The organism is Treponema maltophilum ATCC 51939 (genome assembly GCF_000413055.1).
In the GTDB taxonomy this organism is placed as follows: domain Bacteria; phylum Spirochaetota; class Spirochaetia; order Treponematales; family Treponemataceae; genus Treponema_C; species Treponema_C maltophilum.
The window spans coordinates 1,669,681-1,694,744 of sequence record NZ_KE332518.1 but is presented as its reverse complement, the minus strand read 5'-3'; the positions used below and the strand labels follow the sequence as shown (position 1 = coordinate 1,694,744).

Genomic DNA, 25,064 nt, shown 5'->3' with positions numbered 1-25,064 from the left:
AAGATTCGAGGATGATTATTGATATGAAAATAAAATTATTTTGTATAAGCATGTTTTTGTGTGCGTGTTCTTTTGTGATTTGCGCCCAAACAATTACGGTCAAAATGGCGTCGGTGGCGCCCGCGCGTTCGGCTTGGGATACCGAGCAAAAAGCCTTGGCTCAGGAATGGTCGCGCATAACAGGCGGACAGGTTGAATTGAAATTCTATACCGCAAGCGCTTTAGGCGGCGAAGGCGGCGTTATCAGAAAAATGAAAGCGCTGCGTCCCGGTCAAAAAAGCCCGATCGACGGTGCCGTATTTACGAACATCGGCGTGTACGAGCTTACACCCGCCTCTCATGCGCTGACGCTTACCGTCCCCTTCCTTTTCAGAAATCAGGATGAATTGTCGTACGTCCTCGATGCTATGAGTCCGGAGATAGAAAAAGCCATCAAAGATGCGGGTTTTGAATTTTTGGGATGGTTTAACGTCGGCTGGGCGAACTTTTTTACAAAAACCGAAATCAGGACGCCCGACGAACTGAAAAAAGCGAAAATGGGATTTTCCGGTATCTCGTCGCCCGGCTTAATGGCGGCTTTTAAATCGGCCGGCTTTACGATGGAAGACGTTCCGGGCGAAAAAATGCTTCAAAGCATAAAAAGCACAAACGGCATAAAGGTTGCCTATTGTATTCCGATGTATGCGTATGCGACGACCTACTACACGGGGCTTCCGTATATTATCGACGTTCCGCTGAATCCGATTATGTCGGCTTTTATCGTTTCTTCCGATACGTGGAAGGCTATTCCCGACGCATACAAAGCGCAGTTAAAACAAGCCGTGCGTAATGCTCAGGGCAAGTTTATTTCGGTTCAGCAGAAATCCGACCGCGAATATCTCGATAAAATGCGTGCCGAGGGCTGTACGCTTGTAAAACTGAGTGCTGCCGAAATTAAGTTGTGGGAAGATTCTTTTAAAAAAGACGCCGAAAAAATGGCGAACACGCCCGACTCGGTTATCAACGGTCCCTTTTATAAAAAGATAAGCCTGCTTTTGGAACAATACAGGAAAACTCATGCCCGATAAACAAAACGGTATTTTTGAAAAAATTGAAAATACGGTTTCGGTTTTTTTACTGATTTTTTTATGCATTTTGCCCCTTATTCAACTTATAACCGAACGCTTCTTTCGTATTCCGCTTTTAGGTGCCGAAGGCGCGACGGTCAACCTTGTTTTTTTGTTTGCCTGCTTTACGTCGATTATCACGTGGCGCGCTCACAAGCACATATGTATAGCCGCCGTCGATGAATTCGCTCCGGTTCCGGTAAAAAAGACCGCGGATGCTTTAAAGGCCGTGTTTATTCCGGCCGTACTTTTGGCCCTCTTTTTTTCGTCGTTCTCGGAATTGTTTGCCGTCTTTACGCCCGCCGACAAGGTATGGGGCGTCCCGCTCCAAGCCGTTTTTGCCTTATTACCGGTTTCGTATGTTCTTATGCTTTTTTCGAGCCTTGCGCACAAAAAGATGCTCGTGTTTTCCGTTTTGGGTGTTTTGCTCGGATGCGCTATTTCCGCAGGGCCGATAAGCGGCGTATTGTATTATCTTTTTAAGATGGAAGAACCCGCATTGCTTTCCGCATTGGGCAGCTTTTGGCTCGGCGTTTCGGCGCGTTTTTTTCCGTTTTTGGTTTTACTGATTGTCGCCTTTGCCTTTTTGGGCGTGCCGCTTTTTGTCGTTATAAGCGCCGTCGCCTATGTTGCTTTTTCTCAGGGCGGCGGCTATGTGGAAATGCTTTCCCTCGAAGCGTACGGTATCTTAACCGATAAAAGCATAGCCGCAATTCCGCTTTTTACGATGGCCGGTTATATTTTATCGAAGGGAAGTGCGGGACGGCGCTTAGTTGACGTCTTTAAAACGCTGTTCGGCTGGTTCCGCGGCGGCTTTATTATCGCGGCCGTCGTCGTTACGACCTTTTTTACCACTTTTACGGGCGTATCGGGCGTTACCGTTTTGGCGCTCGGCTCTTTATTGACCATAGTGCTTACCGGTTCCGGATACGCAAAAGATCGTTCGCAAGCGCTCATTACGGCGTCGGGCGCTTTGGGACTTTTGTTCCCGCCGAGCCTTGCCGTTATCATGTACGGAACGACGAATTATTTTTCCGTCGACGTGTTCGATTTGTTTAAAGGCGCGGTTATTCCCGGCTGCATTTTGGCGGCGGCTATGATTGCGCTCGGCATTTTTTTCGATAAAGATTCAAAACGCGTTCCGTTTTCGTTTCGCGAAGCGCTCAAAGCTTTAAAGCACGCCGCTTTCGAACTTTTGCTTCCCGTTTTTATTATTGCCGGTTATTTCGGCGGCTTTTTTTCGCTGTTCCAAGCGGCGTCTTTTGCCGTTTTGTACGCGGCCGCCGTCGGAATTTGGGTGCGCAAAGATTATACGTTTAAAGAAGCATTCAGCCTCATTGTCGAAGCGCTTCCCGTTACCGGCGGCGTACTCGCGATTTTCGGTGCCGCGCGCGGCCTTTCGTACTTTTTGCTCGATGCGAATATTCCGGCCGTGTTGTCCGACTTCGTGCTTACCTTTGTCGGCTCGAAATATGTGTTTTTATTGTTGCTCAACTGCGTTCTGCTCATAGCCGGGTGCCTTATGGACGTATATTCGGCCATATTGATTGTTTCGCCGCTCATTATTCCGATCGCCGAATCCTTCGGCATACATCCCGTGCACACGGGCGTTATCTTTTTAATGAACATGCAGCTCGGTTTTTTAACGCCGCCGGTCGGAATGGATTTGTTTATCGCGTCGTACGCGTTCGAAACGCCGATGGTAAAAGTCATAAAAGGAATCCTGCCTTTTTTACTCGTGCAGTTTATCGTGCTTATGCTTGTTACCTATATTCCGTTTTTTACCCTTGCGCTGCTGTAATCGAAAATGAAAGTCGGTTTCCGTCGGCTGCGCCGAAAATTTTTCCCTTCGTTTTTACCGCCGCTTATTTTATTGATTTTTTGCTGCGGTTTGTTTTTGCTTCCGATCTGCTCTTGTTCCGCCCGCGCAAACTCCGATACGCTTAAAGCCGAACGCGATAAAATCGAAGCGGCTTTTGATCGCCTTATCGGTTCTTTAAGCCTTGAAGAAAAACTGTGTCAGCTTTTTATCGTGTCGGTCGACGGTACCGTCTCTTCGGCTTCCGCCGTTTCGTACGATATTCCGCCGGGCGGTTATATTTTATTTGCCCGCAACTTTACCGGAAAGCCGGAACAGATAATCGCGCTTACCGATTCGACCCGAAACTTTTATGCGGCACAGCATACGCAAAAATGCACGGAAAAATATGCGGGAAAGGGTGAATGTCTTCCGCCCTTTTTTGCGATAGATCACGAAGGCGGGGAAGTGAACCGTCTGCGCGGCATTGCAAGTCCGCTGCCGTCGGCCGAAGCGGTCGCCCGCTTGCTCGGTCCCGAAAAGGCCGAAGAGCTGTATTTGTACGCGGCGTATCAGCTTGCCGCCCTCGGCATTCACGTAAACTTTGCTCCGGTCGTCGAAACTGCGGGCGAACACAACGCAGCCTTTTTGGGCAGGCGCAGTTTCGGTTCGGCCGAACAGGTTGAAGTTTACGCTTCGGCCTTTGTGCGTGCTTTTAATAAGGGCGGCATCTTTTGCGTTTTAAAGCATTTCCCCGGCAACTCGAACGAGGATCCTCACCGCACGCTTCCCGTATTGGAAGGAAGCGAAGCGGATATACGGGAATTGTACGTGTTGCCCTTTGCTTCTCTTATTTCCTCGCTTGCCGAAGTGCGGGATTTTGAAATCCCGGCGGCCGATCCCTTTCCTTTTGCGGGCGTGCTTATGAGCCATGCCGTCGTTCCCGCCTTCGACGCGGAAAATCCGGCATGCTTTTCGCGTGCGGTAGTAACCGATCTTTTAAAGAACGAACTGCATTTTGACGGCTTGATTTTTTCCGACGATTTATACATGCTCGACGGCAAACTGTTTTCCGTTGCGGACTGCGTGATAAAAGCGCTGCGTTCGGGTGTGCACATGTGCATGCTTTCCCGTCCCGTATATAAAGACATCGTTTCGGAATTGACGGAAAAAATCGGGAACGATTCGGAACTCCAAACGATAACGGATGAAGCCCTGCGCCGCATTTTAAAAGCAAAGTTGCGCATGGGGCTTTTAAAACTTGAACCGACCGAAGACGGCGAATACGCGCTTGTGCCTGCGCAATTTAACGAAGCCGAAGAAGACGCTTCTTTACGCTTACAAAATTCGCTCGAAAAATTCAGAGATGCGAAACAAAAAGGAGACGCTTTGTATTATGAATATTGGTCAAAGTGAATCCGAAAGTCCCGTCGACAAAAAACGTCTGTTATATATCGATTCGTATCTTGCGGTCTTTAACAAAGCGTGCGGCGACATTTGCGAAGAACCTTCTCTTCCCTTTATTTTTGCCCGATGCTTTACAGATTTATACGGAGACTCCAAAACGCTTCCGTCTTTTATTCATTGTTTTAATCGGCTCGACCGTCCCGTATCGGGCGCCGTTCTTTTGGTTTTCGACAAAGCGCTTTTGCCGCGCCTTCAAAATCAATTTACCGAACATCAAAAAAAAGCTCTTGCCGTAAAAAAAGTCTATACGGCCGTTCTCAAAGGTTCTCTTCCGATAAGCGGCGACTTTGCGCTGTTGGAACATTACCTTCGTTTTGATGCGCGGCGCCAAAAAGCTTTTGTCTGCGAAAAGGATGCACGCAGGGCAAAACTTGCCCGCCTTTTGTGGCGTCCCGTTTTTTCGACCGGCCGCTATACCTTCGCCGAAATAGAACTTATAACGGGACGCACGCACCAAATCCGCTGTCAGCTTGCGCATGAAGGCTATCACATTAAAGGCGACGTAAAATACGGTGCGCGCCGCTCCGACCCTTTAGGCGGTATACGGCTGCACGCGTCGCGCCTGCGCTTCGAGCATCCCGTAACGAACGAAGTGATCGATATCGCAGCCCCGCTTTTAAAAACGGACGCGCTGTGGCAAGCGTACGGAGGCTTTTAACCGATGTGCGCAGCGCAGGAAAAAACGCTTAAAGGAGAAGCCGGCTTCGATGCGTATTACGCACGGCAGTTTAAAGAACGCTGGCCTTCGTTGCGCGCCGCCTTGCTTGAAAACGCACGGTATGTGCCGATTCCGGCAAAGGTCGGCGGCGCCAAAGATTATTTTTTGGATGCCGCAAGCGTATCGGCAGCTCTTGCGCTGCCGACGGCCTGCTGTAAGCGCGTGCTGGACATGTGCGCCGCCCCCGGCGGAAAAAGCCTCGTACTTGCGCACAAAATCCTCGAAGAAGCGCGATCGCACGCTGCGGAAGGTGCGCAAATAGAAAACCTTCTTCCCGAACAGTTTATTTGCAACGAAGTTTCCGGTGCCCGCCGAGCCCGTCTTGCCGCGGTTTTGGATACCTATGCCGATCCCGTAATGCGCTCCCGTATCGCGGTTACCGGCTTTGACGGTGCAAAATGGTGCTTGTACGAGCGGGAAAGCTTCGATGCCGTTTTGCTCGACGCTCCCTGTTCGTCGGAGCGCCACGTACTGCAGGATCCCAAATATCTTGCGCAATGGTCGCCGTCGCGCATAAAGCATACGGCGCAAACCCAATGGGCGCTGCTTTCATCCGCTTTCAGACTGCTCAAAACGGGCGGTCATGTACTTTACGCAACCTGCGCACTTTCTTTTCAGGAAAACGACGGCACGGTAAAAAAACTTTTAAAGAAATTCGAAAACGCGCATCTTGTGCCCGTAAAAATCCCGCAAAAGTTTTTTTCCTGCCTGCTGCCCGTCCGTGAGAAATGGGAACAAACCGAATGCGGCTTTCATATATTGCCCGATGCGCACGAAGGAGCAGGCCCCTTATATTTTTCACTCATACAAAAAGCGGATCCGCCGCTTACATAAAATCAGTGCGCTCATATAAAAACAATGAAAATCGCAATGACGGAAAATGTGTGATTGTCGGAAATCTTTAAATTCAATCTGGACAGAGCGTTCGATTTGGGATATACTTTTACCGTGCGATTGATTCACTCAGTTAATATAAGTTTTGCATAACCGGTTGGAAAAGTATGGATGAAAAAAAATTAAAAAAAACCGTCGAGTCCGCACGGCTTTTAAATGAAATTCAGGATATGGATATTTTGCTCGAACGGCTTTTATCGGAAGTGCGGCATATTACGAATGCCGACGCCGGTTCGATATACATTCACGAGCAAAATATGCTGACTATAAAATGCGCGCAAAACGAAACGCTGGAAAAACAGCTCGATCCGGGGCAAAAAGTTCCTTTTTCTTCGTTTATGTTTAAAGTGAACGAAAGTTCCATTTCCGGCTATACCGTTTTAACCGGCACGACGCTCAATATTCCCGATGTGTATGCGATTTCCGACGATAAGCCGTACCGCTTTAACAAACAGCCCGATTCGATTACCGGCTACCGCACGAAATCCGTATTGACCGTTCCGCTTATTACGCGCACCAAGGATATTTTGGGCGTGCTGCAGATAATCAATCGGCGCAATAAATCGGGGGCGGTTATTCCTTTTAACGAAGAAGACGAACTGTATATACACCATTTTGCGACGACGGCCGTTCAGGCTTTGGAATGGGCCAAACTTACCCGCGCCATGGTTATGCGCATGATCAGCATGGCCTCTTTGCGCGATCCGCGCGAAACCGGTCCGCACGTCAACCGCGTATCGAGCTATGCCGTTGAAATTTACGACCGCTGGGCTTTTAACCATAAGGTGCCTATTGAAGAAAGCCACAAATTCCGCGACAAACTCAAAATTGCCGCCATGCTCCACGACGTGGGAAAGGTCGGCATTTCGGACACTATTTTAAAATTGCCGCGGATTTTTACGCCCGAAGAATACCTCGTGATAAAGTCGCATACCGTTATCGGCGCAATGTTTTTCCCGTCGATAGAATCGCCTTTGGATGCCATGTCGCTCGATGTTGCGCTGCATCACCATGAGCGCTGGGACGGTACCGGCTATCCCGGCCGTGTAGATATGTCGAAGGTAACGCTTGACAATATTAACTCTCTTATCGGTTTGAATCCTATGGCGGGCGAAGAGATTCCCTTAGCCGCCCGTATCGTGTCATTGGCGGACGTTTTCGATGCACTTTCGTCAAAACGCGTGTATAAAGAAGCCTGGGATGACGATCGCGTGCTTAAGGAAATATCTTCGCAATCGGGCAAGCAGTTTGATCCGGAAATCGTAAAAGCCTTTTTGGAAATTCAGCCCGTAATCCGCTCGATTAAAGCCGCGTGGCCGGAAACATAAAACTTGCGGAAAACATAAAAATCCGTCGGGCAATCCGCGGCGAAGATACGGGGCTTGCGCTAAGGTAACGCGCTAAACCTTGTTCGCTGTTCTTTTCAGTTTTTTTTGCAGCTCGCGGTCAAAACTGTTTGCGAACAGGTTCAACTCTTTTTTGCCGAAAGAGCCGGTTTGATCGCCCTTTAAGCCGTTTTCGTACAGTTCCAAATTGAAATTCCGAAGCGAAAGCCGTTCGCGTATATTTTCGTCCGTGTATACAACACCGCGGTCGTTTAAAACGGTAATGCCTTTTTCAACGAGGCGCGAGGCGAGGGGAATGTCGCGCGTTACGACCACATCATCTTCGCCGCAATGCTCGACAATATAGTTGTCCGCGGCATCGGGAGTTGCATCAGAAATCTGCATGCGTATAAAAGGGGAGGGCGGTTCCAGCGGAACGGGACGGTTTGCCGCAAAAACGGCGGGGATTTGTAAGCGGTGCGCAAAGCGTATAATCATCGCGCGCACGCCGACGGGACAGGAATCGGCGTCGACCCATACGGTAAGGTTTGCCATTACGGCAAAACCTTGTCGATGCGTTCCATTATTTTTAAGGCGATGCGTTCGGCTTCAATAAGTTCCGTATCGTCATTATTCGATTTGTTCGGATTTTGTCCGCCGGCGTATTTTTGCTTTATCTGTTTGATTTCGTCGCATAAACTTATGCCGGCCATAATTGCGATTTTTACATTATCTTTAAGTCCCGACATTCTTTCGATGTAAGAAGTCAGGTTTTTGTAGCGCGCCAAAAGCTCTGCAAGATACCGGTCGTCTTCTTTTGCCTGAATGCTGAAAGATGTTCCCAACAGGTTGATATTGAGAGTGCCCATAGCGTTCCCGCTAGAATATGTCCAGCTGTTCGCCCGACGGTGCTGCCGGCTTGGCCGGTCCCGCTTCATGCCGTTCCTGCACGACTTGCGGTACTTCTTGCCGCCGCTGTGCGTTTTTTTCATCGCTGCCGCTCGTACGGCCGCTTTCCATCACGTGCTGAACCGCATCTTCCATGTTGTTGAGGCGGTTCAGTACGCTCAATATTCCCTGCTCGATTTTCTCTTCATCCTGCTCGAACCGGCTGCATTTTGCGGCGAGTTCCTGCACTTCGGCTTTCAGTTTCGCATTTTCCTTTTCGAGCACCGCTTTTTCGCTTTGCAGCACGGCCAGCAAATCGAGAATGCTTTCAATTTTTTGCTCAAGGAGCCGAATTTGGTTCAGAGAAATCATGTGCTACACTCCGCTCTTAAAGTCCGACGGCTTTTTTTGCGGTATCGACGACCGCTTTAAAAGCTTCCGGGTCTTCAATCGCCATGTTTGAAAGGGCTTTGCGGTTGATGATTACGTGAGCCTTTGTCAAACCGTCGATAAAGCGCGAATAGCTTAAGCCTTGACTTCTGACGGCCGCATTGAGCCTGCTTATCCACAAAGAACGCATATCGCCTTTTTTATCGCGGCGTCCCACATAGGCGTCGCTGAGTGCCTGCGTTACCGCATCCTTTGCCGCCTTAAAGTTCGTACCGCGTCTGCCGCGGAAACCTTTTGCGAGTTTTAATATTTTTTTTCGCCGGTTAAGTCTTTTTGAACCGTCTATTGCTCTTGACATTTTCTTCTCCTGATTATAATTCAGCCGTAGGGTAAAAGCTGCTTGCGGATTTTTGCCGAATCGGCACCGCTCAATATTCCGGCGCTGCGCAAATGGCGTTTGCGTTTTTGCGCTTTTTTGGTTAAAATATGGCGCAAATTCATCTTTTTGTACTTAACCTTACCGCTTCCGGTAAAAGCTACGCGCTTTGCCGCACTGCGTTTCGATTTCATCTTTGGCATACGTTACCTCGTTATTTTTTAGCTTTCGGATTCAATGTCATGGACATAAAGCGGCCTTCCATAGCCGGCTGCTTTTCCACCGTATAATCATCGAGCCGTTTCAGTACTTCCTGTAAAACGACCAGTCCCAGTTCCGTGTGAGCAAGCTCGCGCCCCTTAAAACGGACCGTTACTTTTACCTTGTTTCCTTCGTTCAGAAAGTCCTGTATGTGCTTTGACTTAAAGTCCAAATCGCCCGAGCCGATTTTCGGCTGCATGCGGATTTCTTTCATCTTCAGCAATTTTTGTTTTTTCTTGGAATCACGGAGCTTTTTTTCCATTTCAAAACGATATTTGCCGTAGTCCAGTATTTTGCATACCGGAGGGTTTGCCGTAGGCGCAACCTCAACCAAGTCAAGATTTTGATCTCTTGCCATAGCGAGCGCATCGATTGTGGAAACGATTCCCTTCTGTCCGCCATCGCTGTCTATGAGCCGTACTTCCCGTACGCGGATTTGTGTGTTAATCCGCAACCCTTTTTCTTTTATTTCCGCCAACGATCCTCCTTCCCGTTATTTCTTTTGCTCCCCGAAATGAGCACGAAAAAACAAGATAGTCTAAAGCATAGAAAAGATTATATCATAAAATAAAGCTTATTGTCCAGTACTTGAAACTTCCGTCTTTTCGGGTATAATTAAGTATTATGAAGCTTTTTATGATCCTTGTGCTTCCGATATCGCTTGCCTATGCGATACTCAAAAACGATTCGCGGGAAAACGTGCCCTATGCGTCCGTATTAACCGGTTTTGTGCTCGGCGCTTTGTATTCTTTTGTCGAATGTATGTTTACATCTTCTTATTATCTTACCCGTTATGCGTTTTTTTCGAACTACGCTTTTTACCTTTGCTTTGAAGTACTGCTGCCCTGTTTTTTTTGCACGGCCGCCTGTTTGATTTTTATAAAAAAGCGCGACCAAGCGCTGCTCTCTTTATTTTTCGGCCTTGCGGCTTTTTATTCGGTTTTTATGCCCGCGCGGATCATTCACCGCAATGCGGTTTTCGATTGGTATCTTTTGTTCGTAAAACCCGTTGTATATACCGGTATGCTTTTTGCGCTGAAATACGCGTTTTCGCTTTTAAATGACCGTTTAAACGGCGCCGCGCCGAAAAGCGCTTTGCCGCAGCTTATCCTGTGTGCGGCGCTCCTTGTTCCGCCCGCAATCGACGTTATGCACCTTTTGGCAACTCCCGTGTGGACGATTGCCCTTGCAAGCGCCGCGTATGTTTTGTTTGCGCTGTGGGGCTGCCGGCAATTTTCTTCGGGGAATATTTTCCGGCAGCGCTGATTTTTCGGAACTTAGGGCAGCATGTGCAAGTTTGAGCTGTCGAAGGTTAAAAACGCTTTGTCGCCGACGCGGTAGAGCTTTTTATTTTTGGGATTGTATTCGGTAATTTTAACCGTTCCCGCTTCGGTTTCGGCCCAATAGTATTGATACGCGCCCATAAAGGTTGAAAGGCTTACCGTGCAGGGAACAAGTCCCTTGTCGGCAAGCGACACCGATTCGGGGCGGAGCACGATTTTGCACGGAGAACCTTCTTTTAAGTTTTCGTTCCCTTCGGTTTCGATAGTTGAACTTCCGACCTTAACCGAAGCGGTTTTACCGCTGCGCGAAGAAACCGTTCCGTTTAAAAAATTCACTTCGCCGATAAAGTCGGCAACGAATTCGTTGTTCGGTTTGTAGTAAATGTCTTCGGGGCTGCCGATTTGCGCAATGACGCCCTTGTGCATAATGATTATTTCGTCGGACAAGCTCATCGCTTCGGCTTGGTCGTGGGTAACGTACACCGCCGTTATGCCGACCGCCTGCTGAATTTTTCTGATTTCCGTTCGCATCGCGACGCGCAGTTTTGCGTCGAGGTTCGAAAGGGGTTCGTCGAACAGCAAAACGCCCGGCTCCACCACCAAAGCGCGCGCCAATGCAACCCGCTGCTGCTGGCCGCCGGAAAGCTGGTTTGTCATGCGGTCTTCCAAGCCGTCTAGTTCGACCAATTTAAGCATGTCGAGCACGCGCTGCCGTATTTCGTCTTTGGGCACTTTGCGCAGCTTTAAGCCGTAGGCAACGTTGTCGAATACGTTGTAGTGCGGTAAAAGGGCGTAGCTTTGAAAAACCATCGCCGTGTCGCGCTTGTTCGGCGTTAAAGCGTTGATCGCTTCGTCGCCCAAATATATTTCGCCCTTGTCCGGACTTTCAAAGCCGGCAATCATGCGCAGCGTTGTCGTTTTGCCGCAGCCGGACGGTCCGAGCAGCGTTACAAAACTGCCGGGTTTTATGTCGAGCGTTATGTCGTCTACGGCGGCGAATTCCTTTTTGGTTTTGGGATCCTGATAGATTTTCGTTATATGGTCAAGGCGCACGCCTTTTGAAGTTTTTTTCATTATAGTCCCCTTTGTGTGCTTTTACCGAATCGTTTAAGCACAATATTCATAATCATAATGGCCGTATAGGTAATCAGTATCAAAACGGTCGCGTAGGTACAGGCTATGCTGTAGTTTCCTTTTTCGGCGTGTTCGTTTATGCGCACCGTGATTAAAAGAAATTTGGGCGTTACGAGCAGGATGATTGCCGAAATCGCCGTGATCGAACGGACAAAGGTCGTTACCAAGCCGCTGAAAAACGATTCTTTGATGAGCGGCAGCGTAACCGACGTAAACACCTTCGCGCTGTTTGCGCCCAAATCGTAGGCCGATTCTTCAATCGATTTATCTATTTGCCTGAGCGCCGCAATGCCGCTTCTCGTACCGACCGGAAGAGAGCGCACGATGAATACGATGACCAATATGGCGCCCGTTCCGTATAAGCCTTGCAGCAAGCCGGTATGAAAAAGTCCGCTGTTAAAACCGCGTATAAAGCCGACGCCCAAAACGGTTCCCGGAACGGCCATTGCGAGCATGGCCGTAAATTCCATAAGCGCTTTGCCTTTAAAGTTCCGCTTTACAACCAAATACGAAATCATCATCGATAACAGAGCCGTCAGCGGAGAGGCTATTAAAGAAAGTAAAATCGAATCCGTAAAAACGCGGTAGCCGTTATTTTTAAACACGTACTCGTACCATTTAAGCGACAGCGAATAATCGCGCCCCCAGAGCTTGAATAGGGAACCGAAGGGTACCAAAGCGTACATAATCAATACGAAAACCGTTACGGTAACGCAAAAAGCGATAAGCGGAATGCGTACGCTTTTATCGTTCATAAGGGCGCGTTCGCGCGATGCTTTGCCTGTTAAGGTTGCGACCGATTTGCGTTCCAAATAGTATTTCTCCATAAGGAACAGCCCCATCGATATGGTTAAAAGCACAACCGCCATTGCCGCGGCTCCGCTTTTATCGTAGGCGCCGGTGAGCTGAAGGTATATCGAAGTTGCAAGCGTGTCGTAGTTGCCGCCGATAATCATCGGGTTTGCAAAGTCGGCAACCGATTCTATAAACGTAATAAGAAACGCATTGCCGAGTCCCGGCAGCAAAAGGGGCAGGGTAACCGTTTTAAATACATGCCAGCGCGAAGCGCCCATGTTGCGCGCGGCTTCTTCAAGCGAAGGATCTATATTTTTAAGCAACCCTTTCAGCATAAGATAGCACACCGGAAAAAAGGTGAGCGTTTGCACAAGGGCAATGCCGGGAAGTCCGTATAAACCGGTGCTGTTTAAATTGAGCCAGCCTCTGGTAACGATACCCGTTCTGCCGAACAACAGAATTGCCGAAAGCGACAGCACAAAGGGCGGCGAAACGACCGGTAAAATCGAAACGGCGTTGAACAAGCCTTTTACCGCCTTCGATCCCGTGTTGACGTATGCATCAACATACGCAAATAAAAAACCTATGAGGGTTGCCGCAATGCCGGTAATTAAGCCCAAAAACAGCGTGTTCGTTATAGCCGTTTTGAACGAATGCATGTTGAGTATTCTGAAAAAAACATCGAGCGTAAAACGCTTATCCACATACATACTGTCGACCAGCAGGATGCTGAGCGGGTATAAAATAAAAAGAAATAAAAATAAAAAAATGCCTGCGATCACCGTTATTAAAAACGGATCGGCGAATAATTTTTTTCTGTCAAGTTCTTTTTTTTGTGAAGAAGACATACCTTTTCCTGTTCATGCACATCATGCAAAAAAAGCGCCGAAACGGTATTGTCCGCCTTCGGCGCTTTCCTCTTAGACGCGCTTATTTTGTTTTTACACGGTCGTCGTTTGCAATGGTTGCAAAAAATTCTTTTATATACTTGGGACCGTTTTCGGCTGCATCTGCAAAGTTGTAATTGATTGTTTGGATTTTATCCAAGCCGGCTTTTACCGCAGCCGCAACCGGTTTTGCGTTGTCGATAACGAGGAATTGGTACGAACCGTTTTCCTGTGCCAAATCGACGCAATCGGGCGAAAGGGCGAATTCGATGAATTTTTTCGCGTTGTCAAGGTTTTTCGCTCCCTTAAAAATCGCCGTCGCGCCGATTTCGTAGCTTGTTCCCGAAGCGGGGGCGGTCATTCCGAGGTTGTTATAGCCGTTGTCCACAATCTGATACACGACATCGTGCAAAAATCCGATGCCGATAACGATTTCACCCATCGGAACCATTTTGGAAGGACCCGAACCGGATTTGGTGTACTGAGCGATATTTTTATCCAAGGCGGCAAAATACTTCATGGCTTCCTGTTCGCCGCGCATTTGAACGATCGTATTGATAATGAGTTTTCCCGTTCCCGCCGTATTCGGGTTCGCAAATGAAATAAGACCTTTGTATTCGGGTTTTAATAAATCGTCCCAGTCTTTGGGCGGCTGCAAACCTAAGCGGCTCATCTCTTCCGTGTTCCAAAAAAATCCCAAGATGCCGCGGTAAATGCCGTACCAATTGTCATTCTTATCTTTGTATTGCGGACCGATAAGGTGTTTTGCGTTTTCGGCTTTGTACGGGAAAAGCAATCCCTTGTTTGCCGCCATATTGTACGGATCGGTCGTGCCGCCGAACCACACGTCTGCGGAAGGGTTGCCGTTTTCTTCTTCGATTTTCGTAAAAACTTCGCCGGTGGAAAGCCGCTGATAAGTGGTTTTAACTCCGGTAAGCTCTTCAAACTTTGCGCAAACGGCGGCGACATACGCTTCTTCGCACGAACCGTATACAACCAGTTCGCCGGCGTCTTTCGCTTTCGGCTTGCAGGATATGCAAAGTGCCGCTGTCATAAGAATGCACATTGCAATTGCCCATAATTTTTTCATAACAACTCCTATAAACGTATAAAAAATGTATCTATAAAATTATACCCGTGTTCTTTCTAAAAAACAAGTGGCGTTTTAAAAAAAAACGGGGATTCGGTACGAGCAAAAAACGACAAAGGAAACCTCTTTCTCATAAATAGACGCGTGGAACGGAGGCCGTGAACGGCTTGTGAACTTAATTTAATCTGCATGTTTAAAACTTTTTCGAACGATAGCCGCAGCCGCTGTATTTTCGACGGTTTTCAGGAAAAAGTCGATTTCGCTTCTGACGCGGTTTAAAAAACTTTGCGATAAAACGGCGCCGTGCCGCGCATCCGGGAAGTGTACATATAAATAGCTGCATTCTTCAAGCCGCGCTTTTAAATCGGCTTCACCTAACGGCTGTTCGCCCGTAAGGGCTGCGCGCAGCGTGTGCAATCGTTTTTTTTCTTCTTCATAAAAAGCGGAAATCGCACGGATTTTTTCCCGCCCGTTTGCATTTTCTTTTTCCGATTTTTTTGCTGCGGCGTAACTTGTTTCTCCCTCGCGCGCGGCCGGTTCTCGGCGGTTTGTCCGGGCACTGAACGCTTCCATAAGACGGCATGCGTCCGCTTCGCTGATGCGCGGCAAAGTCAAATCGATGCCCGAAGGCGAAAGGTCGTACAGGTTTTCCGTGTTTTTATAGCGGGCCGAAAAAAGTTCCGCATAGGATTTTAAAGCAGGGTCGCAGGCCGCTTGTGAACCGGTTTTTCCTTCGATAAAAAAAGCGCCGGCTTTAAATGCTGCCGAAGGATTCCCCGCAGGCGAGAGCCGGTTCGATTCATTCATCATTTCTTTGTATGAAGGACTTTCTTTGCAATGGCTTAATCCCGCAGGATACGAAAAGTCGAGGCCGCAGACAAAGACACTCGCCTCTGCGCGGCGCAAAAAAAGGGCGATTTCCACGGCGGCCAAGCCTACCGATCCGAGCGGCGGAAATACCGGTACGTCGGGCAGCGCTTTTTTTATGCGGCCGAGCAGGGGAAGTTTTGCGTATTCGGACATAAAAAACGAAACCGTGCCGCCGCTTACACGCAGATTGGCGCTTCTTGCGCACAGGTCCGCGATGATAGGAACGCCGCTTCCCTTTGTGCCGAAAAAGGCTCTTCGGCTTACGCATTGGCTTTCAACCGCGACGACGGCATCGGGCCGTATGCCGCTGTCTAAAAGCGGACGGAATGCCGCGTCTACGGCAAGAAGATAAAAATCTTTCCGGTATTTGCGCATAAAAGGAATAAGCGCATCGAGCGAAGGGCCTGCGCCCGTAACCAAAATCGGGCGGCGTACCGACGCCTGTGCAAGCGGCGGCGATACGGCGGCTTGCGCCGCGTTTTTCAGTACATTGCGCGAAAAAAGACGCCCCAAACGCACCAAGGTCATTGTGTTTTTCCAAAACATGCTTATGCCGTTTTGCGCAAGGGCCGCACTTTGTGCGTAAAAGTTTTTGTAAAAAGCCGCGGCGCCGGACGCTTCAAATACGAGAACCCGCTTAAAAAAGCCGATATCCGGCAGTTTTACGCCTTCGTACCGTCCGCCGAAAGGCGCTCCTTCCAAAAGCCGGGCGATGTCGCTTACCTGATTGAGCAAAACCGCCGCGTCGGGGCAAAAGTCCCGCGCGTTTTCAGCGGCCGGAGTTTGCGAAAAGTCCGTTGTGTGCGGAAAATCCCCGTGCGGTGCTTGAATGTCCGCATTCGTTTTTTGAGTTTCCGCTTTTTTTTGCGCACGGTAAAAATCGTACAATGCTTCGTCCGCTTCCGCACCGAGAATAAAACAGCCGGAAATATTTTTGCGCATGAGCATGCGCCGAATCGAATCGATTACAAAAGGAAGAACGGGGGAAAAACAAAGGATTAAACTTTCAGGCAGTACGCTGAACGATTCAAGCCGCTTTTGCAGCGTTTTATACGGATCGTAGCGCGAAAATAAATAGCGGCCCTTGTATAAAACGGAAACACCCCGTCCGGCGTCTACCGCACGGGGTGCATCATCTTCGGTCATCGCCCTTTTCAGCTTGCCATAAAATACTTAAAGAAGACATTCAGCATATTGTTCTTTAAGTGCGGACTTGCCATAAAAAAAGATTGAACCGCGTACGCGTTCGATTGCGCCGCATAATTATTGTAATACTGCGAATAAAACATCCGCATCACATCGGCTTCGGTATCTTCCGTTTCGACGTTTTTAAGGCGCAGCACGACAATATTCCGTTCAACAACCAGCGGCTCCGAAATTTCTTTTTCGGAAAGCGAAAAGGCCGTTGTCAGGAATTTTTCGTTCGATTGAGCTCCGGTCAATTGAGGCACCAAGCCGAATTGAATCGAATTTAAAAGCTGTATGTTGCCGTAGTTTATCGGGAAAGCGGGAACCGTCGCCGTTTGCGCATTAAAAGCTTCGGCCGCTTCATAAAAGTCTTTTACCGCCGCTTGTGCGGAAAAGTCTTTTGCAATATTGATAAAATATTCTTCAATAGTGCCGGCTTCGTATACCGTCATATAATTGTATACCGTATCGACGACGCTTTGATTCGAAAAATCGGCGTTTTCGCTCGCGCCGGTACACGTAAAAACCGACCAGCCGGTTGTCGTTTCAACCGCGCCGCTTATGCCGCCCGGCGCAAGTTCCGTTATTTCTTTGAATTTGTCTTCCGCTTTTATAATATTTTTAAGCTGGTAATGATAGCGGCCGTTCAAAACGCCGTTTTCGTCGCTGTACTGCTTTGTCGAATATTCGCTCACCGCATCCGAAAATACCAATTCGTTGTGCTGAAGTCTGTTTGCAACCTTTTTCGCTTCGGCTTCGGTTGCGACCGTTATAACGGACAAATCGTATTTTTTGAAAAGCTCGGCATGATTTTTACCGAACTCGGCCGCCTCTTCTTTAGGATAATCGTTTGTGGAAAAAAACGCGGCGTCGAACGAACGCGACGGGTAATTCATGTTTAAAACGAATTGAACTTCGGCGTCCGAAACTTTGATGCCGGCGATGTCTTCGGAATAACGGTTGAATATGAGCTGCTTTTCCGTTTCATTTTGAATTTCGATTTTGCGGCTGTCGGGCGTGTCGCGGTACATTTTCGCCGAATATTCTCCGTTTTCGTTTTGAAAATACCGCAACCGCAACATGGAGCGCTCTACGAGCGAAGCGGGGGCGACATAACCGCTCCGCTTTACCTCATCCGTAAAGGCGGTCATCATAACCGCATCGCGGAACGCCTGATTGAATGTATTGAACGAAAATCCGCCGTTTGAAGATTTGTTTTGCTTTTTAAGCTGCTCCCGTTCCTCTCTGTCGTAATAATCGACCGCGTTGGCAAAATAAGAACCGGTTGTGTATTCGATTTTTGTGCCCCGATAGGAACCGACCGGCGGCAGCTGCCGCTGCGAACCGGGAAGCATGGCCGGAATGACGATAAAAGAGATTGCCGCCAATACGAGAATAATAACCGATCCTACGGAAAGAAACGTTTTGAGAACAGGTTTATGCCCTTCTTTTTTCATATAAAATCCTTATGCCGTATGTAAAATGTGAATATTCAATAATTTTATCACGGAGGGCACTGTGTGTCAATGTATGAACGGGCATTCAGCAATCGTCGTCGGCGGCTACAACAGTGCCTTCGCGCAGCGCTTTCGGATACACGATAAAACCGAGCTTTTTTTCGAGGCGGGCAAGGTCGAACAGTTCCGCCTCCGTCCCGATAACGACATTCGTTCCCGTATTGCCCGAACGTCCCGTGCGCCCCGCCCGGTGAATAAAAAAGTCGCTGTCGGACGGAAGCCCCATTTGAACGACGTGGCTTATGCTGCCGATGTCCAAACCGCGCGCACAAAGGTCGCTTGTAACGAGTACGGGGCAAGAACCGCTTTTAAATCTGTCGAGCGCCTGTTTGCGTTCGATTTTATCCGCTTGAGAATGAAGGACGCCGCAATCCACGCTTTTTGAGGCCAAATACTGTGCCGTGCGTTCGGCATCATCGGTTCCGCCGCAAAAAACAAGCGTTTTTTCCGGTTGTGCGGCCGCCAAAAAGCGGCGCAGCGTATTGTTTTTGTCGCGCTCTTCGGCATAAAAGGCCCAATGCGTTATCTGTTTGGTAAGAATGTTTTCTTTCGGCAATATGCGTATGTGCGTTTCGCGCTCTGCCGTTCCGCCGCGCTGCAAAACAGAGACAAGACGGCTTTGCGTTTGTTGCGAAAGCGTTGCCGAACATGCGCAAAACTGAATCGAATCGGGCAGCGCCTGTATGAGCGCAATGCTTTCGCCGCTCATTTCTTTCGATAAAAGACGGTCGGCTTCGTCGAACACAAGGGCTTCAACTTGCGCCGCTTTTATTTTTTTCAGTTGAATCAACTCCAAAAGCCGGCTCGGAGAACCGACGGCGGCAAAGGGCTTTTCTTTTAGCGCTTCGATTTGCCGCTTTAAGGGAGAACCGCCGAAGCATAGCAGGGCTTTTCCGTACTCGCCCAAAAAGAAATTCAATTCGTTTTTTATTTGAGCCGCCAGTTCCTTTGTCGGCGCCGCAATAAGCAATGCAAGTGTGCGCGATGCTTCGTTTTTGTCCGGCGCGTCAAAAAGCAAACGCTGAAACAGGGGAAGCGCATAGGCGAGCGTTTTTCCCGTTCCCGTTTCCGATTCGAAAAGGCAGTTTGTGCCCGCATATATAAACGGGGCAACGTCCTTTTGAACGGCGGTCGGAGCGGAAATACCTTTTTCGGTCAATTTATCGGTAATGGCTGTGTCGTAAGAAGATTGTCCCATAAAAAAAGTATAGCACAGTCGCGCAATCTATGCTATACTGCAGAAATGAATATAGGAATAGATGTGTTCGGCTGCGATCACGGCCGTTCGGGTTCAGGCTCGTATGTGCTTTCTCTGGTAAAAAATCTGCCTTTGGACAAAGACTGTACCTATGATTTGTTCGGCCCGGAAATCGACCGGTACACCTTCGATTCGGGCGACGGGCGCAGCACGTACAGCGGCATACAGATTCCCGACAGCATTACCGCCGAAAGACTGTGGCACCTTTTCCGCTTGGAGCATTTTGCCGCGAAAAAAAAATACGACGCGGTCCTCTTTCCCATCGATTCGCGATTAATCCGCTATACCCGCAAAATTCCGGCGATCGTCGTCGTGCACGATGTGCTTTCGGAAACCTACAAGACTTCAAACGACGTGTGGGCTTTAAAGCTGCAAATGAACGCGTTGCGCAACGCGTCGAAAGTTATCGCCGTCAGTCAATATATACGCAAAGACCTTGTTTCGCTCGGCATCCGAAGCGAAAAAATCGAAGTTATTTACGACGGTATAGACCACAGTATGTTTTATCCGCGACCCGTTTTGGATTCGGCGATGGTAAACATTCAGCCTTTTGCGATAAAAAAACCGTATATCATTTATGCCTCGCGCCTTTCAAAGCCCGAAAAAAAACACATAGAATTGATACGCGCCTTCGCCGTTTTTAAAAAGAAAACGGGACTGCCGCACCGCCTTGTTTTGGCCGGAAGCGAAGATCCGTATGCCGAAAGCATTCACCGGGAAGCGGCCGCGTGCGAATATGCGTCCGATATTTTTATTACCGGCTATTTTCCGTACAAGGATTTTCCCGAATTGTATTCCGGCTCGGAAGCATGCGTGTTTCCTTCGGTCGGAGAAGGGGTAGGGCTTCCGCTTATTGAAGCCATGGCATCGGGAATTCCGGTCGCTTGCGCAAAAGCCGGTTCTTTGCCGGAAATCGCCGGCGACTGCGCTCTATATTTTAACCCCGACGATACGGAAGAATGCGCGCTTGCCATCGAATCGGTTATAACCGACGGCAAATTGCGCGAACGGCTTATAAAAAGCGGTTTTGAATGGGTTAAGCGCTTTTCGTGGGAAAAAACGGCCGAAAAGACAATCGATTTGGTGAAGGGTGAATGCCGCGAAAGCTGAGCGGAAACACTTCGGCGTGCTTTTTATGCGGTTTTTTGTTCCGTAACCATGCTTATGGACGGAGCGTGCTTTTTTTCCACGATATCTTTTGTTATAAGCAATTTTTTGCGGCCGCGTATTGAAGGCGCTTCAAACATCGTATCGAGCAGCAGTTTTTCGACGATGGAACGAAGGCCGCGTGCGCCCGTTTTTTGCGTAAAGGCGCGGTCGGCAATCGCTTCGATCGCATCCGGCGTAAAGTCGAGATCCAAATCGTCCAAAGCAAAGGATGCGCGGAACTGCTTTATGATCGCGTTTTTCGGTTCGGTAAGAATGCGCACCAAATCGTCTTTTGTCAACTCTTTGAGGGCGACGTTGATCGGGAAGCGGCCGATAAGTTCGGGAATAAGACCGAATTTTACCAAATCGTCCGGATTGGTTTGGTTCAAAAGTTCGCAGCGCTGTTCGTCGGAAAATGCGTCCACATCGGCGCCGAAGCCCATCGTGTGCTGGTGAATGCGCGCTTCAACGATTTTTTCGAGCCCTACAAAGGCGCCGCCGCAGATAAACAAAATGTTCGTCGTATCGATATCGATGAGTTCCTGATTCGGGTGCTTGCGTCCCCCCTGCGGCGGAACGCTTGCGTGTGTGCCTTCGATAATCTTTAAAAGCGCTTGCTGTACGCCTTCGCCGGAAACATCGCGCGTTATCGAAACGTTTTCCGAGCGGCGCGAAATCTTATCGATTTCGTCGATAAAGACGATGCCGCGCTCGGCTGCGGCGACATTGCCGTTCGCCGCATTTATAAGTTTAAGCAAAACGTTTTCAACGTCTTCGCCGACGTAGCCGGCTTCGGTTAAGGTTGTCGCATCGGCGATTGCAAAGGGAACTTTCAGTTTTTGCGCAAGCGTCTTTGCCAAAAGGGTTTTGCCCGAACCGGTCGGCCCCATAAGCAAAATGTTCGACTTTTCTATAAGCACATCGTCGTCGTCTCTTTTTTGCGCCGGCTGCGACATGCGTTTGTAGTGATTGTATACGGCAACCGACAGGGCTTTTTTTGCGTAATCCTGTCCGACGACGTATTGATCCAAATATTCTTTAAATTCTTTCGGCGTGGGCACTTCGCTCAGCTGAATGGGCGAGGGCGTCGTTTTTTCTTCTTCGAGAACGGTTTGGCACACGGCAATACACTGATCGCAGATGAAAATATCGTTGGGACCGGCTACGAGGCGGCGCGTCGGAGAGGCGCTTTTACCGCAAAAAGAGCATATTTGAGAAAATCCGTTTTTAAACTTAGGCATCGGTTTTCCTCCGTGAAGACATAACGTTGTCTACAATACCGTATTCGAGGGCTTCCTGCGCGCTCATATAAAAATCGCGCTCCATATCTTCGGCGACTTTTGCCGGCTTTTTACCCGTATGGAAGGCAAAATAATCGATGGTCAGTTTTTTTAGACGAACTATTTCTTTTGCCTGAATTGCAATATCGGCTGCCTGTCCCTGAGCGCCGCCCCAAGGCTGGTGGATCATAATGCGCGAAGAGGGAAGGGCAAAGCGTTTTTTCTTTGTGCCGCCGGCCAGTAAGATTGCGCCCATACTTGCCGCCTGCCCCAAGCAGATGGTTTGAATATCGCTTTTAACGTACTGCATCGTGTCGTAAATCGCAAGTCCTGCGGTAACCGAACCGCCCGGGCTGTTTATGTACATGCTGATATCTTTGTCGGGGTTTTGCGATTCCAAAAAAAGAATTTGCGCTACGACCAGATCGGCCGTTACATCGGTAATTTCGCCGTCCACAAAGATAATACGGTCTTTTAAAAGCCGCGAAAAAATATCGTACGATCGTTCCGCATTGCCCGTCTGTTCGATGACATAGGGAACAAGGCTGCTCATTTTTTCATTCATACTGACCCTCGGTATGCCGTCCGGAAAATATCCGTTTTATTTTTTGAACAAATCGGCAAAGGTTGTTTTATCGCCTTTGGTGATTTTTACCTGTTCAAACAACTGCGCATACAGTTTTTGCTCTTTCATATCGTCTATAAGATACTCTTTTTTCGACGCATCCGCATAGTGTTTTTTCACTTCTTCAAGCGAAATTCCCGCCCCGTCGGCGATTTTTGCGTATTCGGCTTCGACTTCTTCGGGCGTTACGGCGATATTGCGCGCCTTTAAAAGATTTTCGACAATCAGGCGGCTTTTAAGCATTTTTTCCGAATCGCCGGCCCATTGCTTAAGCATTTCTTCTTTCGTTTGACCCGAAGATGCGACCAGTTTTTCAAGCTGTTCGGGGCTGGTTTGAAAACGCTGAGCCGTCATGCGCCAGCGTGCGTCGATTTCGGCATCGAGCATGGATTTGGGGAGCGTAATCGGATTTTTTTCGACCAGCTGTTCGAGAAGAGCATTCGCTTTAATTTCGCGCAAGCGGTTTGCAAGAGCCGCTTCAAGATTTTTCGTGATGTCTGCTTTCATGTCGGCAAGCGTTTTATATTTTTCGTTTACGTCCTGAGCAAGCTCATCGTCCAAATCGGGCAGTTTGCGCAATTTTAAAGTTTTAAGCGTTACGCCGATTTTTTTTGTTTTGCCGGCAAGATATTTGTCTTCGTATTCTTTGTCCCACGATTTGGTAAGCGTTTTCGTTTCGCCCTTTTTCATGCCGATAATATCGTCGTCGAATTGATAGATGTTTTGCCCGCTGCCGATCGTAAAGGTAAAGTCTTCGCGCTTACTTTTGTCGACTTCTTTTCCGTCATCATCGATTTCCCAATAATCGACCGTCGCGATGTCGCCTTTGGCGGCAGCTTCCGTATCTTTTTTATCGATAACGACGGCGTTGCGCTCGCGGATCGCTTCCAATTCTTCTTTTAATTCCGCTTCTCCGATTTTTACCTGCGGTTCTTTTATCGTTACGCTCTCAATATGCTTTACGTCGACCTGCGGCATAACGTCGTAGGTAAGCGAAAACGAAAAATCGCTGTTTACATCGAGTTTGGGCGCTTCGTCCATTTTCGGCTGCGCGTAGGGCAGGGGACGGTTTGCTTCGTCGTTTTTGTCGATGTCGGAAAAAACCTCTTCGAGCGCTTTTTCGATAATATCCGATGCAATGTCGGCTTTTAACGCTTCGCCGAATTTGCGCTCCAAAACGGCTACCGGCGCTTTACCTTTGCGGAAGCCGGGAATCTGAATTGTCTTTGCATATTTGTTTACGATTTGATTATAGTTGTCCTGCACTTCTTTTTGGGGAACTGTTACCGTCAGTTTTACTGCCGAATTTTCAAGTTTTTCGATTTTTTTTGTCGTATTCACAGCGGTTCCTTTTTCCGGTTTTCCCGGAACCTTTAACTTTAAAGAATAATTTTTGTAAAAAAAAAGCGATTCAGATTACTCCGAACCGCTTTTCGCTTCGAGCGGGAAACGGGAGTCGGACCCGCGACATCCACCTTGGCAAGGTGGCGCTCTACCACTGAGCTATTCCCGCAAGTAAAAACCAATCAAGCGCTTCGCACGGTCTAAACGACTATGCGAGAGAAGGGACTTGAACCCTTATGCCTAGGGCACCGGAACCTAAATCCGGCGTGTCTGCCAATTTCACCACTCTCGCCCTTAGCCGGCAGAAAACCTAGCCTTTACGAACGATATGTACTATACCGAAGCGCGCTAAAAAAGTCAAGAGGGGAAGTTTTTTTTAATCGGAATCTTTTTACGGATATTCATTTTTTTAATTTATTTTGTTTGCCTCTTGATTTTTATCCAAAACGAATTATAATGGTAGTATATCTTATAGGAGGTTTTCTTTATGAAGAAAATTGTATTGGTGTTGGTATGCGCTCTTGCTCTTATTGCGCTTGCCGCGTGCTCCACGACGATGCCCTTCGATGCCGGTGCTACCGGTACGGTAGGTTCAAAAGTCGGTGAAGCTTCTCAGAGTTTTGTTTTCTGTTTCCCGTTGAAAGGTGAAGGCGGCGTTCAGATGGCTGCTAAAAACGGCGGCATCAAAAAAGTCGGAACGGTCGATATTCGTATCAATTGGCCCGCAAGCCCCATTATTCCTTACTGCACCGTAACCACGGTTGTTTCCGGAGACTAAGGAAACCGTAAGGGTGCCGAAATCGTCGCAGGCTTTAACGGTCTGCGGCTTTTTCGGTCCCTTTTTCTTTTTTGCTTTATAACATTCCATATCATACGATGAAAATAAAAATAATAAAAATAAAAATTCTTTTAGCGAGCGTATGTATCTGTTTTTTTCTTTCGGGCTGTATGATGATTCCGCATGCATCCGGCAACGAAAAAGTCCTCGTTACCTACGCATCTTCCGGTTATCTGCAGTATTATCTGCGGCCGGCAAAAATGATTTGTGCGGACAAAGACGATAAAGCCTTTGTACTTATCGATTTTACCTATCAAAAAGACGGCCGCGCATACGTTACCGATGCGTATGTCAATTTTACACTGAACTGCAAAACCGACGCGTTTATTTCCGCCGCGCGTTTTGTGTTGACCGATTCGGCCGTCGCGGAATTACAAAATCTTTCGATGCTCAGACGCAGCAAAAAAGAAGGCCTTTTACGCGTAACGACGACCCTTGAAAAAGAACGCATTGAAGAGGTTTTACAAGCGCTGTATGATTCGAAAGCCCTTTTGGAAATTACGCTCGACGACGGCTCGGTTAAACGGTTTACCGTTACGCGCGATCTTATCGACCGAATCGACGAAGCGTTTTCAAAATAAAA

General features: G+C 48.4%; 25 protein-coding genes and 2 tRNA genes. 10 read left to right on the top strand and 17 right to left on the bottom strand.

The genetic code is table 11. The features are described 5' to 3' along the window. Positions 1–23: 23 nt before the first annotated feature. The 6 genes from dctP to HMPREF9194_RS07710 all read left to right on the top strand — a co-directional run bounded on the left by dctP (position 24) and on the right by HMPREF9194_RS07710 (position 7,311). Positions 24–1,067 (top strand): TRAP transporter substrate-binding protein DctP, encoded by a 1,044-nt coding sequence (dctP, locus tag HMPREF9194_RS07735; RefSeq protein ID WP_016525812.1) that lies wholly within the window; start codon positions 24–26, stop codon positions 1,065–1,067. Beyond that, positions 1,057–2,907, top strand: a complete 1,851-nt coding sequence (locus tag HMPREF9194_RS07730) for a TRAP transporter large permease subunit (protein WP_016525811.1) — start codon at positions 1,057–1,059, stop codon at positions 2,905–2,907. Before dctP ends, HMPREF9194_RS07730 begins: the two co-directional genes overlap by 11 nt. A 6-nt stretch (positions 2,908–2,913) precedes the next feature. Continuing rightward, complete coding sequence (locus HMPREF9194_RS07725; protein ID WP_016525810.1) at positions 2,914–4,320, top strand: glycoside hydrolase family 3 N-terminal domain-containing protein; 1,407 nt, start codon at positions 2,914–2,916, stop codon at positions 4,318–4,320. Next, the gene (locus tag HMPREF9194_RS07720; RefSeq protein ID WP_016525809.1) at positions 4,301–5,029 is read left to right on the top strand and encodes an RluA family pseudouridine synthase; all 729 of its coding nucleotides are present in this window, start codon (positions 4,301–4,303) and stop codon (positions 5,027–5,029) included. Before HMPREF9194_RS07725 ends, HMPREF9194_RS07720 begins: the two co-directional genes overlap by 20 nt. Positions 5,030–5,032: 3 nt before the next feature. Further along, positions 5,033–5,923, top strand: coding sequence for an RsmB/NOP family class I SAM-dependent RNA methyltransferase (locus tag HMPREF9194_RS07715; protein ID WP_016525808.1), 891 nt, complete (start codon positions 5,033–5,035; stop codon positions 5,921–5,923). A gap of 167 nt (positions 5,924–6,090) precedes the next feature. Further along, a complete protein-coding gene (locus HMPREF9194_RS07710; protein WP_016525807.1) occupies positions 6,091–7,311 on the top strand; it encodes an HD domain-containing phosphohydrolase in 1,221 nt (406 codons plus the stop codon). Between the two features lie 72 nt (positions 7,312–7,383). Here HMPREF9194_RS07710 and HMPREF9194_RS07705 read toward each other — a convergent pair whose 3' ends face one another. Genes HMPREF9194_RS07705 through infC form a run of 6 tightly spaced genes read right to left on the bottom strand, consistent with a single transcriptional unit; the run spans position 7,384 to position 9,701 of the window. Further along, on the bottom strand, positions 7,384–7,863 hold the full coding sequence (locus HMPREF9194_RS07705) for a YaiI/YqxD family protein (protein ID WP_016525806.1): 480 nt from the start codon (positions 7,861–7,863) through the stop codon (positions 7,384–7,386). Continuing rightward, positions 7,863–8,177, bottom strand: a complete 315-nt coding sequence (locus HMPREF9194_RS07700; protein ID WP_016525805.1) for a cell division protein ZapA — start codon at positions 8,175–8,177, stop codon at positions 7,863–7,865. The genes HMPREF9194_RS07705 and HMPREF9194_RS07700 overlap by 1 nt, the downstream gene beginning before the upstream one ends. Positions 8,178–8,187: 10 nt before the next feature. Beyond that, complete coding sequence (locus HMPREF9194_RS11925) at positions 8,188–8,568, bottom strand: cell division protein ZapB (RefSeq protein ID WP_016525804.1); 381 nt, start codon at positions 8,566–8,568, stop codon at positions 8,188–8,190. Between the two features lie 16 nt (positions 8,569–8,584). Continuing rightward, positions 8,585–8,944 (bottom strand): 50S ribosomal protein L20, encoded by a 360-nt coding sequence (gene rplT, locus HMPREF9194_RS07690; protein ID WP_016525803.1) that lies wholly within the window; start codon positions 8,942–8,944, stop codon positions 8,585–8,587. 20 nt (positions 8,945–8,964) lie between these two features. After that, entirely contained in the window at positions 8,965–9,165 is a 201-nt protein-coding gene (gene rpmI, locus HMPREF9194_RS07685) for a 50S ribosomal protein L35 (protein ID WP_016525802.1), read from the bottom strand. A gap of 11 nt (positions 9,166–9,176) precedes the next feature. Beyond that, on the bottom strand, positions 9,177–9,701 hold the full coding sequence (infC, locus tag HMPREF9194_RS07680) for a translation initiation factor IF-3 (protein ID WP_016525801.1): 525 nt from the start codon (positions 9,699–9,701) through the stop codon (positions 9,177–9,179). Positions 9,702–9,847: 146 nt separating this feature from the next. Between infC and HMPREF9194_RS07675 the strand changes: the two genes are divergently transcribed. Beyond that, positions 9,848–10,489 carry a hypothetical protein gene (locus tag HMPREF9194_RS07675; RefSeq protein ID WP_016525800.1) on the top strand — a complete coding sequence of 214 codons (642 nt, stop codon included), beginning with the start codon at positions 9,848–9,850 and terminating at the stop codon, positions 10,487–10,489. An 11-nt stretch (positions 10,490–10,500) separates the two neighbouring features. Here the strand turns inward: HMPREF9194_RS07675 and HMPREF9194_RS07670 are convergent, their stop codons facing one another. The 6 genes from HMPREF9194_RS07670 to HMPREF9194_RS07645 form a co-directional block, all read right to left on the bottom strand. Further along, complete coding sequence (locus tag HMPREF9194_RS07670) at positions 10,501–11,580, bottom strand: ABC transporter ATP-binding protein (protein WP_016525799.1); 1,080 nt, start codon at positions 11,578–11,580, stop codon at positions 10,501–10,503. Further along, positions 11,580–13,283, bottom strand: a complete 1,704-nt coding sequence (locus tag HMPREF9194_RS07665; RefSeq protein WP_016525798.1) for an ABC transporter permease — start codon at positions 13,281–13,283, stop codon at positions 11,580–11,582. Before HMPREF9194_RS07665 ends, HMPREF9194_RS07670 begins: the two co-directional genes overlap by 1 nt. A gap of 82 nt (positions 13,284–13,365) precedes the next feature. After that, positions 13,366–14,412, bottom strand: coding sequence for an ABC transporter substrate-binding protein (locus HMPREF9194_RS07660; protein WP_016525797.1), 1,047 nt, complete (start codon positions 14,410–14,412; stop codon positions 13,366–13,368). Between the two features lie 180 nt (positions 14,413–14,592). Continuing rightward, positions 14,593–16,428, bottom strand: a complete 1,836-nt coding sequence (locus tag HMPREF9194_RS07655) for a 6-hydroxymethylpterin diphosphokinase MptE-like protein (RefSeq protein ID WP_016525796.1) — start codon at positions 16,426–16,428, stop codon at positions 14,593–14,595. Positions 16,429–16,436: 8 nt separating this feature from the next. Continuing rightward, positions 16,437–17,927: a peptidylprolyl isomerase gene (locus tag HMPREF9194_RS07650; RefSeq protein WP_016525795.1), complete on the bottom strand. Its 1,491-nt coding sequence runs from the start codon at positions 17,925–17,927 to the stop codon at positions 16,437–16,439. An 85-nt stretch (positions 17,928–18,012) separates the two neighbouring features. Further along, positions 18,013–19,185 (bottom strand): DEAD/DEAH box helicase, encoded by a 1,173-nt coding sequence (locus HMPREF9194_RS07645; protein ID WP_016525794.1) that lies wholly within the window; start codon positions 19,183–19,185, stop codon positions 18,013–18,015. Positions 19,186–19,230: 45 nt separating this feature from the next. On the opposite strand from HMPREF9194_RS07645, the gene HMPREF9194_RS07640 reads away from it, so the two are divergent. Continuing rightward, positions 19,231–20,355 (top strand): glycosyltransferase family 4 protein, encoded by a 1,125-nt coding sequence (locus HMPREF9194_RS07640; RefSeq protein WP_016525793.1) that lies wholly within the window; start codon positions 19,231–19,233, stop codon positions 20,353–20,355. A gap of 23 nt (positions 20,356–20,378) precedes the next feature. Here the strand turns inward: HMPREF9194_RS07640 and clpX are convergent, their stop codons facing one another. The 5 genes from clpX to HMPREF9194_RS07615 all read right to left on the bottom strand — a co-directional run bounded on the left by clpX (position 20,379) and on the right by HMPREF9194_RS07615 (position 23,935). Beyond that, on the bottom strand, positions 20,379–21,635 hold the full coding sequence (gene clpX, locus HMPREF9194_RS07635; protein ID WP_016525792.1) for an ATP-dependent Clp protease ATP-binding subunit ClpX: 1,257 nt from the start codon (positions 21,633–21,635) through the stop codon (positions 20,379–20,381). Next, entirely contained in the window at positions 21,628–22,239 is a 612-nt protein-coding gene (clpP, locus tag HMPREF9194_RS07630; RefSeq protein WP_016525791.1) for an ATP-dependent Clp endopeptidase proteolytic subunit ClpP, read from the bottom strand. The genes clpX and clpP overlap by 8 nt, the downstream gene beginning before the upstream one ends. Positions 22,240–22,275: 36 nt before the next feature. Then, positions 22,276–23,640 (bottom strand): trigger factor, encoded by a 1,365-nt coding sequence (gene tig, locus HMPREF9194_RS07625; RefSeq protein ID WP_016525790.1) that lies wholly within the window; start codon positions 23,638–23,640, stop codon positions 22,276–22,278. 100 nt (positions 23,641–23,740) lie between these two features. Further along, positions 23,741–23,812 (bottom strand) — tRNA-Gly (locus tag HMPREF9194_RS07620). A 42-nt stretch (positions 23,813–23,854) separates the two neighbouring features. Further along, a tRNA-Leu gene (locus tag HMPREF9194_RS07615) sits at positions 23,855–23,935 on the bottom strand. Positions 23,936–24,130: 195 nt separating this feature from the next. Between HMPREF9194_RS07615 and HMPREF9194_RS07610 the strand changes: the two genes are divergently transcribed. Together HMPREF9194_RS07610 and HMPREF9194_RS07605 are read left to right on the top strand one after the other, a co-directional pair. Next, positions 24,131–24,421: a TRL domain-containing protein gene (locus HMPREF9194_RS07610; protein WP_016525789.1), complete on the top strand. Its 291-nt coding sequence runs from the start codon at positions 24,131–24,133 to the stop codon at positions 24,419–24,421. Positions 24,422–24,519: 98 nt separating this feature from the next. After that, the gene (locus HMPREF9194_RS07605; RefSeq protein WP_016525788.1) at positions 24,520–25,062 is read left to right on the top strand and encodes a hypothetical protein; all 543 of its coding nucleotides are present in this window, start codon (positions 24,520–24,522) and stop codon (positions 25,060–25,062) included. Positions 25,063–25,064 lie beyond the last annotated feature (2 nt).

Bases quoted from the DNA above. Each gene is read 5' to 3' on its own strand.
- dctP (WP_016525812.1), top strand. From the start codon at position 24: ATGAAAATAAAATTATTTTGTATAAGCATGTTTTTGTGTGCGTGTTCT.
- HMPREF9194_RS07730 (WP_016525811.1), top strand. From the start codon at position 1,057: ATGCCCGATAAACAAAACGGTATTTTTGAAAAAATTGAAAATACGGTT.
- HMPREF9194_RS07725 (WP_016525810.1), top strand. From the start codon at position 2,914: ATGAAAGTCGGTTTCCGTCGGCTGCGCCGAAAATTTTTCCCTTCGTTT.
- HMPREF9194_RS07720 (WP_016525809.1), top strand. From the start codon at position 4,301: ATGAATATTGGTCAAAGTGAATCCGAAAGTCCCGTCGACAAAAAACGT.
- HMPREF9194_RS07715 (WP_016525808.1), top strand. From the start codon at position 5,033: ATGTGCGCAGCGCAGGAAAAAACGCTTAAAGGAGAAGCCGGCTTCGAT.
- HMPREF9194_RS07710 (WP_016525807.1), top strand. From the start codon at position 6,091: ATGGATGAAAAAAAATTAAAAAAAACCGTCGAGTCCGCACGGCTTTTA.
- HMPREF9194_RS07705 (WP_016525806.1), bottom strand. From the start codon at position 7,863: ATGGCAAACCTTACCGTATGGGTCGACGCCGATTCCTGTCCCGTCGGC.
- HMPREF9194_RS07700 (WP_016525805.1), bottom strand. From the start codon at position 8,177: ATGGGCACTCTCAATATCAACCTGTTGGGAACATCTTTCAGCATTCAG.
- HMPREF9194_RS11925 (WP_016525804.1), bottom strand. From the start codon at position 8,568: ATGATTTCTCTGAACCAAATTCGGCTCCTTGAGCAAAAAATTGAAAGC.
- rplT (WP_016525803.1), bottom strand. From the start codon at position 8,944: ATGTCAAGAGCAATAGACGGTTCAAAAAGACTTAACCGGCGAAAAAAA.
- rpmI (WP_016525802.1), bottom strand. From the start codon at position 9,165: ATGCCAAAGATGAAATCGAAACGCAGTGCGGCAAAGCGCGTAGCTTTT.
- HMPREF9194_RS07675 (WP_016525800.1), top strand. From the start codon at position 9,848: ATGAAGCTTTTTATGATCCTTGTGCTTCCGATATCGCTTGCCTATGCG.
- HMPREF9194_RS07670 (WP_016525799.1), bottom strand. From the start codon at position 11,580: ATGAAAAAAACTTCAAAAGGCGTGCGCCTTGACCATATAACGAAAATC.
- HMPREF9194_RS07665 (WP_016525798.1), bottom strand. From the start codon at position 13,283: ATGTCTTCTTCACAAAAAAAAGAACTTGACAGAAAAAAATTATTCGCC.
- HMPREF9194_RS07660 (WP_016525797.1), bottom strand. From the start codon at position 14,412: ATGAAAAAATTATGGGCAATTGCAATGTGCATTCTTATGACAGCGGCA.
- HMPREF9194_RS07655 (WP_016525796.1), bottom strand. From the start codon at position 16,428: ATGACCGAAGATGATGCACCCCGTGCGGTAGACGCCGGACGGGGTGTT.
- HMPREF9194_RS07650 (WP_016525795.1), bottom strand. From the start codon at position 17,927: ATGAAAAAAGAAGGGCATAAACCTGTTCTCAAAACGTTTCTTTCCGTA.
- HMPREF9194_RS07645 (WP_016525794.1), bottom strand. From the start codon at position 19,185: ATGGGACAATCTTCTTACGACACAGCCATTACCGATAAATTGACCGAA.
- HMPREF9194_RS07640 (WP_016525793.1), top strand. From the start codon at position 19,231: ATGAATATAGGAATAGATGTGTTCGGCTGCGATCACGGCCGTTCGGGT.
- clpX (WP_016525792.1), bottom strand. From the start codon at position 21,635: ATGCCTAAGTTTAAAAACGGATTTTCTCAAATATGCTCTTTTTGCGGT.
- clpP (WP_016525791.1), bottom strand. From the start codon at position 22,239: ATGAATGAAAAAATGAGCAGCCTTGTTCCCTATGTCATCGAACAGACG.
- HMPREF9194_RS07610 (WP_016525789.1), top strand. From the start codon at position 24,131: ATGAAGAAAATTGTATTGGTGTTGGTATGCGCTCTTGCTCTTATTGCG.
- HMPREF9194_RS07605 (WP_016525788.1), top strand. From the start codon at position 24,520: ATGAAAATAAAAATAATAAAAATAAAAATTCTTTTAGCGAGCGTATGT.